This is a genomic window from Amphritea sp. (genome assembly GCF_050300915.1).
Lineage (GTDB): Bacteria > Pseudomonadota > Gammaproteobacteria > Pseudomonadales > Balneatricaceae > Amphritea.
Genome location: NZ_JBNKYN010000052.1, coordinates 18,837 through 32,439, shown reverse-complemented (window position 1 = coordinate 32,439; position 13,603 = coordinate 18,837). Strand labels below are relative to the sequence as shown.

Below are 13,603 nucleotides of genomic sequence, written 5' to 3'. Positions count from 1 at the left end.
GGCTCTTCCCTAGCAAGCGACGCAGTCGCGTCTAACGACTAGCAAGTCACGCAGTGACGTCTAGCCACTCTCGCGCTCTTTGCGAGCCCTAGCCACTCTCGCGCTCTTTGCGAGCCTAAAACGATGTTTTCTCTATTTTTTTCAGAAACCCCAGTGCAATCAGTGGAGCCATATAGCTGTTCGGCTTTCTCTCAATCTGGTCGGAGAGAAGCTTTATCATCCCCTCTTTAAAATCCAGTCGGGGATATTCTGATAGCACTTCGGCTAGTGTTTTCTTGTGAATATCACGAACCCACAGGGCCGCGACATCCGCCCCGGCACCATAGTGTAACAGTGCAATCTCTGGATCGAGCTTATGTGCAACACCCACGGTGTTGTGGTGAGCAACCATCTCGTGGACTAAATCGGCTTTTTCAGGGTTGAGCTGATGTTCAATACAGAATGATCTCGCGGCTTTTGCTCCATCAATCTCAAAAGTGTCCCCGGTATCAAATGTTGGAGTTAATCCAAGGTCATGCATTATTGCGCCAAGAAAAAACACTTCTTTATCAAAGGGCTGCTTTACCTTGTGTGCCATCGCCACACCAAAAGCGTAGCTTCGCAAACAATGGTTAACCAGGTGATCCGGGCTGTATTGAGTAACCAGCGCTAATGCCTTCTGGCAATGTTGAGAGTCGGGCACCTGGTATGCCTCTCTTGCAACGTACTGGATCTGCTCACGCGAAATAAATCGGCGTGTTCGCTGATAAGCGTGGGTTATATCGGCTGATATAAAACGACAGATCAAACAGGGCTTTGATGGTAAAGACTTTGTATTTGTGAGTGTCATCGAATCCTCTCTTGTTTTTTGTACTGATTCGCATAATAATATATTAACAATCTTGAAAACGTGTCAATCACTTATTTCTGGCGGTACTGAATGATGAAAAAACGTGGACGCCCTCCTGGGTATGATCACAACGAGGCTTTGGATAACGCCATTCAGGTTTTTTGGACGAAAGGCCTTACAGCCACGTCGTTGGATGATCTGGCTGCTGCGATGAAGATGAACCGGCCCAGTATTTATAATGCGTTTGGGAATAAAACCTCTATTTATCGCAAGGCGTTTGCCCGGTTTGTTGCTGAACTGGGTGAGCAGTTAGATAGGGAGCTTTTCGGCGAACCGGATTTAAACAAAGCGATGAAGCAGTTTTATCGCACAGCTCTGGATACTTATTTTACCGGTACTGTCCCCCTTGGCTGCTTTGTCACCTCTACCGCGGTTGTGGAGGCGGCGGCACATCCAGAGATCAGGGAGGACCTCGAAATTGTTATTAACAGAGTTGATTCTGTGATTGAAAAACGTTTATTGGCTGCCCAGCAAGACGGAAGCTGGCCAAAGGATCGCGATGCCAACAATGTGGCTAAACTCCTGCACGCAACACTGCAGAGTCTGGCGGTGAGAGCCAGAGGCGGTGAGTCGCGCACCTCTCTGGAAACCATGTACTCAGGTGCTGTGGATATGCTGTGTTAGCCAATATATGGCTGCTCTTCAGAACACAGTCATCAGGCACTATGCCAATGGTTAAACGATGATTTTTATTCGATATTAATGGGAGAAATATGATGACAACTGAACTGTTTTGGCTGACATTAACCATTGCATTAACGGCATCTCTCTGGATTCCTTACATTGGGAACCGTATCAAGGAGCTGGGCCCCCCCTCTTTAGCCTGGTTCCCTCTGCCTGATCCGCCACCAAAAGCCCGGTGGGCCGACAGAGCGATGAGGGCACATAATAATGCGGTTGAAAACTTAGTTATTTTTGCGCCTCTGGTGATTCTGGTTCATCTGAGTGGCGTCAGCAGCCATGCGACGGAAACGGCTTGTATGGTCTATTTTTTCACCCGGGTTGGCCATTATGGTTTTAGTATATTTGGCTTCCCTATCCCACTCAGAACAGTAGCCTTTCTGGTCGGCGTTGGTTGTCAGATGACCTTGCTGTTAGCGTTACTATCATAGTCCGGGCGCTTTGCAGAGTGGCCACAACCAACTGATTGCTGAAGAACCTGCCCAGGCTTTTGCTCTTTCGAGCAACGGCTCTTCCCTAGCAAGCGACGCAGTCGCGTCTAACCACTAGCAGGAAACGAAGTTTCCGTTCTAGCGACTCTCGCGTTCTTTGCGAGTCCGCTCTAGCGACTCTCGCGTTTTTCGCGAGTCAAAGCGATTCAAAATTCGAACCTCCCGATAATTTTTACGTTTCAGGATTTCACCTCTGTGCGTTTTAGCCTACACTGAAATTTATGAAGCACACAGATAGCACTACCTCACCCCATAGCGCCCCCCGCCATACTCAATGGTGGTTTGCGTTAGTACTGTTGCTGGTATTGGTTGTCATGCAAAGCCGGGGGCTCACCCTTGAACCCCTGGCCGAACAGTTACTATCGGTGAATGAAAGTAATGCAGAACAGTTGCTGCTTCCGGCTTCGGTTGGCGGAGATGATCAGCCGTGCACTCTCATCCCCGCAACTCTGACTGTTAACACGGTGAAATCACCGGAAGTCGTTGAAATTTACCCCGAGCAATCACAGCCATCCAGCATACGCTGGGTTGCACCATCCCCACGAGCACCACCAACCCTCAGCTAATTACTCATCACTCTTTTTATCTATTGATGACAGCCTATAAGGCAGGATTACGCTATGAATAATTATAATGAACTGAAAACTATCCTTCTGGATGCATCCGATCATATCGCCCGCCCGGACGAACTACATGAATACACACTGGACACCAGCGCTATCGAGGTAATGACCGATTTTGAAAAGGTTCAGCCACTGATGATGGAGCAGGACGTATCCATTGATGAAGCCCGACAGATGATGCGTAAGGTGCATGTCCGCTCCGTTCTGGTAATCGATAAGGACGAGAACTTTCGCGGACTACTCACCATCGCTGACCTGGAAAGCCGTTCCGCCCTGAGTATCGCCACCTCTGCCGGACTGAAACGGCATGATATTTCAATCAAAGAGGTAATGACCCCTCGCGAACGGTTACACGCGATGCCCCTGAGCGAAATAAAGCATGCCTGCATCGGTGACCTGCTGCGCACCCTGCAGCATACTGGTACACCGCACATGCTGGTTGTGGATGCGGTAAAGCATGAAATTCGGGGGGTGATCTCCTCCAGTGATATCGCCCGCCGCCTGAAAGTGCCGGTAGATATCTCCAGGAAAGCGGCTCACTTCCGTGAAGTTGTTAACGTGATGTTTGCCGGACAGGATACTTGATAGAGCGGCCAGATCGTCGCTACGCGACTGGCTAGACGCGGCTTCGCTGCTTGTCAGAGGCTGGCAAGAGCATAATAGACAACGCAGAAGACTCGGTTTGAGGGGGCTATTGTCCGGGGTGATGTCCGGGCAGTAGTATAACGGGTCATGATCTGCATTTAAGTGAATGGCTCGTTTATCAAAGCCCGGTTTTTATGCCGGGCTTTTTATTCACTAATGAATTAACTATTTAAGCGGCAGATAAATATCGGTTAACAGATCACATTCATCCACTTCGTTGATGAAGTTCAGGTATTGAAAAAAGCAGGGGTAGTCTCTTAACTCTTCCCCGCTATCGGGCAGCCATGTGCGGTACAGATAATAGATGCTCTCATCAATGTTATCGTGACTGCCCCGGTGACGAACCACGGCACAACGCCCTCCGGGAATAACCCCGGACTTCACACCATAACCATTCTCCGGCACCTCTCCGTCAAACGAACCACAGACATCGAAGCGGAAATCTTCCGGCGCTGAGGTATTGGGGTCATTGTAGGGTACGCCAAAGGTTTGACTGGTTTTCACCGGAGACAGTCCGGTCTCTTTTCGCCAGGCAATAAACTGCCCCACCGCATTCAGTACCTGCTCTCTGGGGCCTTTATGCTCAACCAGCGCGACCGGGGTTTCGGCAAAATTCATAATCTCAACATTCATTTTCAGTGTGCCTCCTGAAGGCATATCAAACTGGAATTTAGAGTGCCATTGCGGCCACTCAGGCGATGCCCTGAATCCTGTAGGAGACTGTCCGATTATGCGTTTAAACGCCCGGGAAAAGGCTTCAGGGCTGTCAAACCCTGCCTCGTAAGCGATATCAATAATTCGCTGTTCCTGTTCAAACGCCAACCGGAAAGAGGCCCGTTTTAATCGCATCAGCTGGATAAAACGCACGACACTGACGCCGGTAAAGACAGTGAATAGTCGATGAAAGTGATACTTCGATAGTGAAGCGACTCCACTAAGTTGATCCAGCGTCAACTCAGAATCAAGATTCTGATTAATATAATCACAGACCCTGTTGATACGCGGATCTTCCCTTTTCAAACTCATGCAAACTCCTCAGCATTCATTGCAGGGCTAATGATCGCACTGAGCCGGGACAGAATCCTGACCCCCGTTGCTGAATTATAAAGACAATCGTCAGACGTCACTGCGTGGGTAAAGCAGTCGTTAGACGTCACTGCGTGACTTGCTAGTTGTTAGAAAAAGCGAAAAAGCGGGTAGTGATACTGAGTTTTAACGTATTTAATGCATTTTCAAAGGCACATCCTAGAGGCATTTTGCTTTCCGAACGATGAACAACGAGCGACGGCTTTTATCTAGCAAGCGACGCAGTCGCGTCTAACCACTAGCAGGAAACGCAGTTTCCGTTCTAGCGTCTCTCGCGTTCTTTGCGAGTCCGTTCTAACTACTCTCACGCTTTGCGCGCGCCACTCCCTGCGGCCAGCTGCACACCACCTTGTTCCGGCCATTGTGTTTCGCCTGATAAAGCATTTTATCTGCGGTAGCAAAAAGAGAGGAACGATCAACCTTTTCGGTTGGCACCATAGAGGCAACGCCTGCACTGATGGTCAGCACGGTTCCAACGTTAGAGGCTGGGTGAGGGATTGAGAGTTCGAAGACCGCCTGGCGGCAACGTTCGGCAATATCAAGAGTGGCTTTACGACTGGTATCCGGCAGCAGCAGGACAAACTCCTCTCCGCCATAACGGGCGATCAGGTCTGTCGAACGGGTAACCACTTCCTGCAGGGCTTCAGCAACCTTTTTCAGGCTTTCGTCACCACGAAGATGTCCAAAATGGTCGTTATACTCTTTAAACATGTCGATATCGACAACAATCAGCGAAAGTGGCGCGCGGTTGCGTATCCCGTGCGCCCACTCCCGCGCCAGGGTCTGATCATAAAGACGCCAGTTGGCAACGCCGGTGAGGCCATCCTGGAAGGAGAGTATTTCCAGCCTTTTGTTGGCGCGCTGCAACTCATCTTCCAGCGCCTTACGCTCGGATATATCAAAGATGAAGCCAATCAGCGATTTAGTGACGCCCTCTTCGCGGATAACATGAATAACATCCCGCACCCAGACATACTCACCACTGGCGGTCAGTGCCCGATAGTCGATTTCGTGATCAAACCCCTTATCACTTAAGGCGATACAGCTGTTAGCTGACTGCTCCCTTTCATCTTTATGAATACGGTCTATCCAGTCCTGTGCAGATACCCAGCTACCCTGAGACCAGCCCAGCAGCTGTTCAATCTGTGGGCCAATATACTCAAATGTCTTGGTTGCCCAATTCATTTTCCAGGGAATTGCGTTAGTCGATTCCAGTAACGTTTTGTATACGCCATCTTTATCTTCATCGATCACGTCATCGTTCCCCTAGCAACATAAAGTAACAGGATAGTACAACTTCAGGACACTGATTAAACACTCAATACTATTTAGTTGGGCCAGTCAGGCACCACACCCTGCGCCATACTCAGGGTGTTCTCGTTATACAGCAGTACGGTATCAGCCCCAGCCAGCGCAGAATCGGCTACCGTCAGGCCGTATTCACCCACCAGCGTGCCATCTCCATGAATGGTGCCGGAGGGAGTAATCAGGGCATAACCAAAGGGAATCCTGAAGGCCGTAAAGTGATATGCGCCAGCCACCTGTTTACCAATTACAATATAACCGCCACAGGTTTCAAAAAGGGGAATATGTACATGAGGAAAGTCATGGGTTTCGACAAAGATACCGCCGCCACCCGCAGGCTGCATGAGGAAATCTTTCTTATAGTCTTTGCCATAATCATAGCGCATCATCGCGGTCTGATATCTGGCTGATGATATTGAGAAGTGCTCACCGGTTTCAATCAGCGAAAGGCCATAATACTTAACATTACCCCGGGTTGCGGTGACTGTCGGTATCTCAAAACCATCGGGAACCAGCAGGGTTCCCATACTACCAAAACTATTAGCGCTACCACCATGAACAACCTCAATACCCGCTTCCAGCGCTTCCTGGGCGGTATACCAACGTGCATTCACTACCACATGAGGTGTGTCCGGTGACATGGGGGCGATTGTCTGTGGTGAGGCAATATCCATCACCCAGTTGGTAACCCCCTTCTCCACAAAGGCGATCTCCCCCTCGGTGCTCATGACAACCTTACTCGTGGGTTCGCCATCTTTCACCGCATAGCGGGTTAGCTGTACGCTTTGTACAATGGTTTTTTCCAGCAGACTCTTATTCTGTTGACTCATATATACTCCTCTCTGTCGGGTAGCACCCGCGCAAAACAAACCGGCACTAACAAGCCATTGCCATTATCACCACAGTGAGCGTGCAAAAACCGCTTCAGGCAGGTTTAACCTGCTGCCAGATTTGTTTCAGCATCGCTTGCCTTAACAGGCCAGCTGCAGGCAAAGCGGTTGCGGCCATTACGTTTAGCCTGGTACAACATTCGGTCAGCGGTTGAAAATAGCTCACTCGGATCATCACCGGGCTTCGGTTCCATACTGGCAACACCAGCGCTGATAGTCAGCAGCGGCCCAGAGCTTGATGCCGGGTGCGGCAAGGCAAGTTCAAGAATACAACGACGGCAACGCTCAGCAATATCGCGGGCAGCTTCGCGGGCGGTATCCGGCAGTAACAACACAAACTCTTCACCACCATAACGGGCAAAAAAGTCGGTTGAGCGCACGGCAACACTCTGCAGCGCTTCTGCCACCTGTCGCAGACATTCATCACCCTGAATATGTCCGCACTGATCGTTGTAGTCTTTAAAGTGGTCAATATCAATAACGATCAGGGAGAGCGAGCTAGCGGAGCGGAGCGCCCGTGCCCACTCGCTGGCCAGCGTCTGGTCATAAAGGCGACGATTGGGAACCCCGGTAAGGCCATCCAGATATGAGAGCGCTTCGAGCTTTTTATTTGCCCGTTGAAGCTCCTCCTCCATCGCCTTTCGCTCGGAGATATCAAACATAAAACCCACCAGGGCAGTCGTCACATCATTCTTACGAATCACATGGACAACGTCACGCACCCAGACATACCGGCCATCAGCGGTAAGCGCACGGTAGTCGGCTTCATGATCCGTGCCTTTTTCACACAAATTGATGCAGTATTGTGCCGTATCATCCCGCTCTTCAGCGTGAATCCGATCGATCCAGTCCTGAGCAGAAACCCAGCTGTCCTGGCTCCAGCCTAACAGTTGTTCGATCTGTGGCCCGATATACTCAAACGCCTTAGTCTCCCAGTTTATCTTCCAGGGAATAGCATTGGTTGACTCAAGCAGAGTCTTATATACATCATCTTCTTGATCAATCACGTTGTCTCACTCCTTGAAGCGCAGGTTTTAATAATAGAAGCCACAGCCTCTCAATTTTTTATCTTCACTAAAATTAACAAATTTTTGTGACCAAAAAAGTCAGTGACTCAAATATAACCTACTTCTGACAGAAAAATACTCTTCAATACTTAAACTGAGAACCTAAAAGAATTTAATCGCATCTTTGAACGCAAGCGTAGCTGTTATGGTTATCACGCAACGATTCCAGCATCCAAGCAGTAATAGCTATGCTATGCTCAACCGGCATTCCAACAAATATTTTAACCGGTAAAGAGAGCAGCTGTGGATTACGATTTCACCCACGATATATACGGAGCCTTTCGGGCAGAATTTTCCATGGGCCACGAGGCGCTCGGTTACTGGCTGACCTATGAGTTAAGAAGCCGCCAGCTGGTGATCGCTGAACTGTTATCAATTATTACCCAGCTGCAAAGTCATCAGCGTCTGGATTATCTGATGGAAGGGGCCGAATACAACCTGTTACTGAATCAGGATGAGGCGATAGTACGTGCCCATGCGCTGGATTCTGAGTTTGAAGAGGAGCAACCGAAAGATGACCTGGTGTTCTATGATCAGCAATCCACCGCCAGTTGCGGTCTGGATGATTTTATTGAGATCATTGAAGGCTGGCAGCAGTTTACTTCAGCAGAATAACGCCAACACCCCCGCCGGGCATTATTAGCACCGCAAAGACGCCCCGTGATAGCGGCACAACCATTCGCAAAAAAACGCTTAACAGGCTATTCTCAAAAGCATCATTGTTCGCTTACCTGCGCGCTCTGGCCGCGTTGTAACGAAGGCGCTATTACTTTATAAAGATAGGAATGACAACAATATACGAGGGCTAGACGGAAGTAATACCAAGCCTGTATTCATTTAAGAGGGATCTGAATGTTTTCGTTTCATACTGCAGCGACATCTATTTTATTGACGGCCCTGAGCTGCTTTGCCGCTGCAGATGGTCATCAGGTTCAGCTTTATACTGTGAACTTTCCCCCCTACACCATTATTGACCCACAAAATAATATCCGCGGTATTGATGTCGAGGTTGTGACCGCTGCATTTGCAGCCGTTGGCATTCAGGCCACCATCTCTGCAGCGCCCTGGAAGCGTATTATCAAAAATATGCAGCATGGCAAAATAGTGGGTTCTCTGTCCTGCGCCAGAAATCCGCTCAGGGAGGCATTTATGCTATTCAGTGCCCCCACCAGTGAAAACACCCGGGTTGCCATCACCACCAAAGAGTTCGATGCCAGCAAGCTGGTCAGCTTAGCTGACCTGCACCATTATCAGGTGATCGCAATAGGCGAATGGGGGGTCGAACAGCAGCTCAGCGCGAACAGTATAACCCACTCAACCACTCCCGATATTGCCAGTGGCATCCGTTCTGTCGTGTACAGAAACGTCGACATCTTCTATAACGTCAAACTGCCAACAATTTACCAGGCCAGAAACCTCGGCCTGCTGGATAAAATTAAAATCCACCATTTTCAGGATGGCGGCAGTACACCATTACACCTCTGTCTGAGTAAAGACTATCCCGGTAACCAAGCGCTGCTTGATCAATTCAATTCCGGGCTCAGTCTGATTAAACGTTCAGGTGAGTTTGCTGCCATTTATAAAAAATATGAACGGTCGGACCTCCAATGAAGTGGCCGTTTTATTCAGGACAACACAGGGGGAACCCCATTGAGTTGTAAGTTTATTCATCGTATCGCGTTTAAACAGGCGCGATCCGTATTATTTATTTCGCTGTTACTGGGACTGATTTCGACCGGATGGCAGATCTATAATAATCATGATGTGGAGCAACACGACCTCCAGCTCACCGTTGGACAGATCATCAGCTTGCATAAAGAGGCCGCCTCCCGTGCGGTCTACAACCTGAATACTGAACTGGCAGAGGAGATCACCTCGACACTGATATCAAACCCTCTCATCTACCATGCCGCTATCATTGATGATTTTGGCGACAATCTCGCCGAAAGCAGTCGCGTAGCTGCCGAGCAGACCTGGTTAGCCTCGGTGGCAAAAAACCTCCTCCAGATCGACCGTCATATTGATGAACCATTACTCATTACCCCACCCAATCAGGATAACGCCCGGCTGATCATTGATCTGGATACCGTCCATATCGCTAACACCTATGCCAACCGCGCCATGACGAGCCTCTCTATCGGGATTATCTCCAGCCTGATTCTGGCATCCATTTTTTTACTGTTAATCTATCGTTATCTGTCGCTGCCCATTCTGAATATAGCTAACTGGGTCAACCGACTGCGGCAAAATGACAATTGCCCCCCTCTGCCCTACGATAAACCCGATGAACTGGGAGAGCTGGTAGCCGGGTTTGCCCGTCTCTGGGAGGAGAGAAAAGATAAAACCGATCAGCTTAAGGAAACAATTGAACAACTGTCTAAAAGCGAATATTTCTCCCGCTCATTGATGGACAATGCGGGTGATGCAATGTTTCTCTGTCTGCCGGATAGCACCATTGTACGAGTTAACCACCAGGCGGCCGAGTCACTCAAAACCGATGAAAGCTCATTAACCGGCCAGTCACTGGCGAACTTCAGCAAAAACTACTCAGCCGGCGCCCTGCAAGCACTGTTTGTCACCATTGAAGAGAAGCAGGTCAGTACCGTAGAGGATATTCAGAGCAGCGCTCAGGGGGACTGTTTCCCGGTGGAGGCCCGCTGCATCCGGATGAGGCTGCATGACAACGACTACATTCTGATTCTGGCACGGGATATATCTGTCAGAAAAGAGGCGGAAAAACAGATTTTCGATCTGGCCTTCTTTGATACGCTGACCGGACTGGCCAACCGCAGGTTGTTTATCGACCGGCTGAATAGTGTTATGAAACTGCATCAGGACAGTCAGCGCTATGGCGCAGTTCTGCATATGGACCTGGATCGTTTTAAAACCATCAACGACTCCCTGGGTCATTCGGTTGGCGATGCGATCCTTTGCGAGGTAGCCAAACGACTGACCCGGATACTACCTGAAAAATCGACCTGCGCCCGTTTTGGCGGAGATGAGTTTGTCGTTCTGCTGCCCGATAGCGGCAGCTCGGTTGAACTCTGTGCCGAAATAGCCGCCAACTGTGCCCTGCAAATTCTGGCAGAGTTGCAGATCCCGTTTAATGTAGATAGCCACCAGCTATTCTGTAGTACCAGTATCGGCATAGCCGTTTTTCCTGATAAGCAGAGCAGTGCAACAGAAACCCTGCGCCACGCCGACACGGCTCTCTACCGTGTAAAAGCACTGGGGCGAAACAGCTATCAATTTTTCGATCCGGAGATGCAATCCTCCGCACAGGAAAGGCTTGAGCTGGAAAAAGGGCTGCACCTGGCACTGGAGAACAGTGAATTTGAGCTTTGGTATCAACCCCAGGTAAATAGTGATGACCAGATTCTTGGGGCTGAAGCACTACTACGCTGGAGACATCCGGATAAAGGGATCATCTTGCCGGGGAGTTTTATCAGTATCGCTGAAGAGAGTGGCCAGATTCTTGAGATCGGCGACTGGGTATTACGGCAGGCGATCAACCAGCTAGCGGCCTGGCGTAAACAGGGCTTACCGGAATCATTTAAACGTCTGGCCATCAACATCAGTCCGTTGCAGTTTATGCAGATCGATTTTGTTGATCGTCTGCTGAATCTGCTTGAAACAGCAGAGGTCCCGGGCTTGCTGCTGGAGCTGGAGATCACCGAAAATATGCTGCTGAATAATTTTGAGACCGCCTGCAGCAAAATGAAACTGCTGAAGCAGCGAGGCATCTCTTTTGCCATTGATGACTTTGGCACAGGCTATTCATCCCTCAAATACCTGCGCTACCTGCCATTGGATATCCTCAAAATTGATCGTTCATTTGTCACGGGACTACGCCCCTCATCTGAGCTGGCGGCAATCGTCGAGGTGATCATCGCTACTGCGGACCGACTCAACCTGACCGTTATCGCCGAGGGTGTTGAAACCCTGAATGAAAGAAGTGCACTGATGGAACTGGGCTGCAACTGTTTCCAGGGGTATCTGTTTTCCAAACCGGTTAACGCCGAACAGTTCTACGACCGGTTGCAGCAAGCACACCAGAGTTCACTGGCGTAACCCACTATCGTCCAACACGCTGACGCGGTTATAGCAGCCCGGCTCTGATCAGATCGAAGCACTCCATGATCCGGGCAACATACTGATCTTTTGGACGAAAGCTGTTATTGCTCTGGCGGAGCATATCCTGTTCCATATGATTCAACATCTTATGCAACCGATAGCGATGCAGACCGGTAGCCGCCTGCAACGGATCGGAGATAACCCCCGACAGCGCCGCACATGCCGACAGCAACGATAACACTCCGGCAATCGTGGCAACGGTTATTCCAAGAGTGGGGGTGGGTGGAAAGAGACTGTAATAGAGATTGCCCAGGGTTTCTCCCAGAACAAACTCACTGGCCGCCAGTTTAGTACTGATCATCGTTGCCAGTAACAGGGCAATTCCTATCCCTCCCGGTGTGAACTTCTGAAAGGCAAAAGCGCCCAGTACGGTGCAGGAAAGTGTGTTTGTAATATCCGCTGAGGCAGTGCGGGTAATGCGATACTGAGCCAGCGCCTCCTCAACCACAGGCTCCATCCGGGCATGAAAGTTTTCGATATTGGTGTGCCGCACCTCGCTCTGCTGATACAGCGCTCTCAACTCTTCAGCAATAAACCAGCTCAGAGACGCATTTGACTGCCTATGCTGCAACAGGTCATGCAGCACCAGCTCACTGATATGGGTCTGCACCTGGGTGGTAAACCCTGCGGGAAAGCGCCCCAGTAAACGGTATAACCCGCCTAATCGGGGAAAACGTCCAAGCAAGAAACGGATCATACTCACCAATGCAAACAGCGGTGCCCAGAACAGGTTGACCGGTGCCCGCAAAACATCAAAACCGAACGCCACCCGGTTAGTTTTTAAGGCCGCCGGATAGCTGAAGTGCTGTTTGATAAATCCGGGCACCCGCCCACGGCAGCTCGCAAAATATCGGCGAATACCGCTGACAACCGCCGCCTGAATCGCCGCTTGCAGCGCAATATCGGTTATCTGCTTATCAGGTTCTGCTGAATGCATTGGCTTTAATCATAACTCTGAATTCGATGGCTAAGACCCTCTGACGGGCCGGGGGTTCCCAACAGATATCTTAGTACCTGGACCTGTCGGGCAGTTTAGCATTCACACCCCGCCGGCAGGGTAACATTTTTTTGCCTGTCCATGATTCCGGCTGAAATTTTCAGGTTCATTTCAACTTCATCATCAATACTGGTTTCGCATCCACTGAACGTTTCTGAATTATACCGCTTCAGAAGTATTTTAAGGGCCTCCGTGATCAACAACAGTTGATCTGCCTGAACAGGCCGGAGGCCACCACAAAACCAGAGGAAAAATAACAATGAACACCACGATGAAAACCAAACTTTCCGGTGCCGCTATCGCCATGGCGGCAGCAGGTCTCGCCGGTTGTGTGGGCGCGAATGCTGCCAACTCATCCACCGCCGCGCCAACGAATACCGTCGAACTTGGGCATTGCTACGGGATCAACAGCTGTCAGGGGCATAACGATTGCAAAACCGCTAACAATGCCTGTAAAGGGATGGGGTCTTGCAAAGGACAGGGTTTTGTTGCGATGCCGGTTAAAGCCTGCAAAGATGCTGGCGGTAAGGTGCGTGATGACTGGCGTGCTCAGATTGCTAAAGCAGAGCTTACCCAGTGCTTTGGCGTGAACGTCTGCAAAGGCCATAATGACTGTAAAACCGCCGACAATGCCTGTGCTGGTCACGGTTCATGCAAAGGCACCGGTTTTGTGATGACCACGGCAAAATCCTGCGCCGATATCGGTGGTAAAACCGGCAGTTAATCATTGTTGCAATCAACGGCTGAATTTTCGGTCAGCGTACGAGCGCCCTTTTGAAGGGCGCTCTGGCGCCG

At 50.0% G+C, this 13,603-nt stretch carries 14 protein-coding genes; 8 read left to right on the top strand and 6 right to left on the bottom strand.

The genetic code is table 11. From position 1 onward, the window contains the following. Positions 1-115: 115 nt before the first annotated feature. Positions 116-682, bottom strand: a complete 567-nt coding sequence (locus ACQY8X_RS13985; RefSeq protein WP_428035755.1) for an HD domain-containing protein — start codon at positions 680-682, stop codon at positions 116-118. 237 nt (positions 683-919) lie between these two features. Between ACQY8X_RS13985 and ACQY8X_RS13980 the strand changes: the two genes are divergently transcribed. The 4 genes from ACQY8X_RS13980 (at position 920) to ACQY8X_RS13965 (ending at position 3,269) form a co-directional block, all read left to right on the top strand. Beyond that, positions 920-1,513, top strand: a complete 594-nt coding sequence (locus tag ACQY8X_RS13980; protein WP_428035754.1) for a TetR/AcrR family transcriptional regulator — start codon at positions 920-922, stop codon at positions 1,511-1,513. Between the two features lie 89 nt (positions 1,514-1,602). Continuing rightward, positions 1,603-2,001, top strand: coding sequence for an MAPEG family protein (locus ACQY8X_RS13975; protein ID WP_428035753.1), 399 nt, complete (start codon positions 1,603-1,605; stop codon positions 1,999-2,001). Between the two features lie 281 nt (positions 2,002-2,282). Next, positions 2,283-2,627 carry a hypothetical protein gene (locus ACQY8X_RS13970; protein WP_428035752.1) on the top strand — a complete coding sequence of 115 codons (345 nt, stop codon included), beginning with the start codon at positions 2,283-2,285 and terminating at the stop codon, positions 2,625-2,627. Positions 2,628-2,681: 54 nt separating this feature from the next. Further along, on the top strand, positions 2,682-3,269 hold the full coding sequence (locus ACQY8X_RS13965; RefSeq protein WP_428035751.1) for a CBS domain-containing protein: 588 nt from the start codon (positions 2,682-2,684) through the stop codon (positions 3,267-3,269). Between the two features lie 225 nt (positions 3,270-3,494). On the opposite strand, the gene ACQY8X_RS13960 is transcribed toward ACQY8X_RS13965, so the two are convergent. The 4 genes from ACQY8X_RS13960 to ACQY8X_RS13945 all read right to left on the bottom strand — a co-directional run bounded on the left by ACQY8X_RS13960 (position 3,495) and on the right by ACQY8X_RS13945 (position 7,617). Further along, the gene (locus ACQY8X_RS13960; RefSeq protein WP_428035750.1) at positions 3,495-4,355 is read right to left on the bottom strand and encodes an AraC family transcriptional regulator; all 861 of its coding nucleotides are present in this window, start codon (positions 4,353-4,355) and stop codon (positions 3,495-3,497) included. A gap of 354 nt (positions 4,356-4,709) precedes the next feature. Further along, a complete protein-coding gene (locus ACQY8X_RS13955; RefSeq protein ID WP_428035749.1) occupies positions 4,710-5,669 on the bottom strand; it encodes a sensor domain-containing diguanylate cyclase in 960 nt (319 codons plus the stop codon). A 74-nt stretch (positions 5,670-5,743) separates the two neighbouring features. Beyond that, complete coding sequence (locus tag ACQY8X_RS13950; RefSeq protein WP_428035748.1) at positions 5,744-6,550, bottom strand: hypothetical protein; 807 nt, start codon at positions 6,548-6,550, stop codon at positions 5,744-5,746. A 104-nt stretch (positions 6,551-6,654) separates the two neighbouring features. Then, complete coding sequence (locus ACQY8X_RS13945) at positions 6,655-7,617, bottom strand: diguanylate cyclase domain-containing protein (protein ID WP_428035747.1); 963 nt, start codon at positions 7,615-7,617, stop codon at positions 6,655-6,657. A 303-nt stretch (positions 7,618-7,920) separates the two neighbouring features. On the opposite strand from ACQY8X_RS13945, the gene ACQY8X_RS13940 reads away from it, so the two are divergent. The 3 genes from ACQY8X_RS13940 to ACQY8X_RS13930 all read left to right on the top strand — a co-directional run bounded on the left by ACQY8X_RS13940 (position 7,921) and on the right by ACQY8X_RS13930 (position 11,748). Beyond that, the gene (locus ACQY8X_RS13940; RefSeq protein WP_428035746.1) at positions 7,921-8,292 is read left to right on the top strand and encodes a YacL family protein; all 372 of its coding nucleotides are present in this window, start codon (positions 7,921-7,923) and stop codon (positions 8,290-8,292) included. A gap of 237 nt (positions 8,293-8,529) precedes the next feature. Continuing rightward, positions 8,530-9,288, top strand: coding sequence for a transporter substrate-binding domain-containing protein (locus tag ACQY8X_RS13935; protein WP_428035745.1), 759 nt, complete (start codon positions 8,530-8,532; stop codon positions 9,286-9,288). 39 nt (positions 9,289-9,327) lie between these two features. Next, complete coding sequence (locus ACQY8X_RS13930; protein WP_428035744.1) at positions 9,328-11,748, top strand: EAL domain-containing protein; 2,421 nt, start codon at positions 9,328-9,330, stop codon at positions 11,746-11,748. A 28-nt stretch (positions 11,749-11,776) separates the two neighbouring features. Here ACQY8X_RS13930 and ACQY8X_RS13925 read toward each other — a convergent pair whose 3' ends face one another. Continuing rightward, complete coding sequence (locus tag ACQY8X_RS13925) at positions 11,777-12,748, bottom strand: DUF6635 family protein (RefSeq protein ID WP_428035743.1); 972 nt, start codon at positions 12,746-12,748, stop codon at positions 11,777-11,779. 319 nt (positions 12,749-13,067) lie between these two features. Between ACQY8X_RS13925 and ACQY8X_RS13920 the strand changes: the two genes are divergently transcribed. Next, positions 13,068-13,532 (top strand): hypothetical protein, encoded by a 465-nt coding sequence (locus ACQY8X_RS13920; protein ID WP_428035742.1) that lies wholly within the window; start codon positions 13,068-13,070, stop codon positions 13,530-13,532. Positions 13,533-13,603 lie beyond the last annotated feature (71 nt).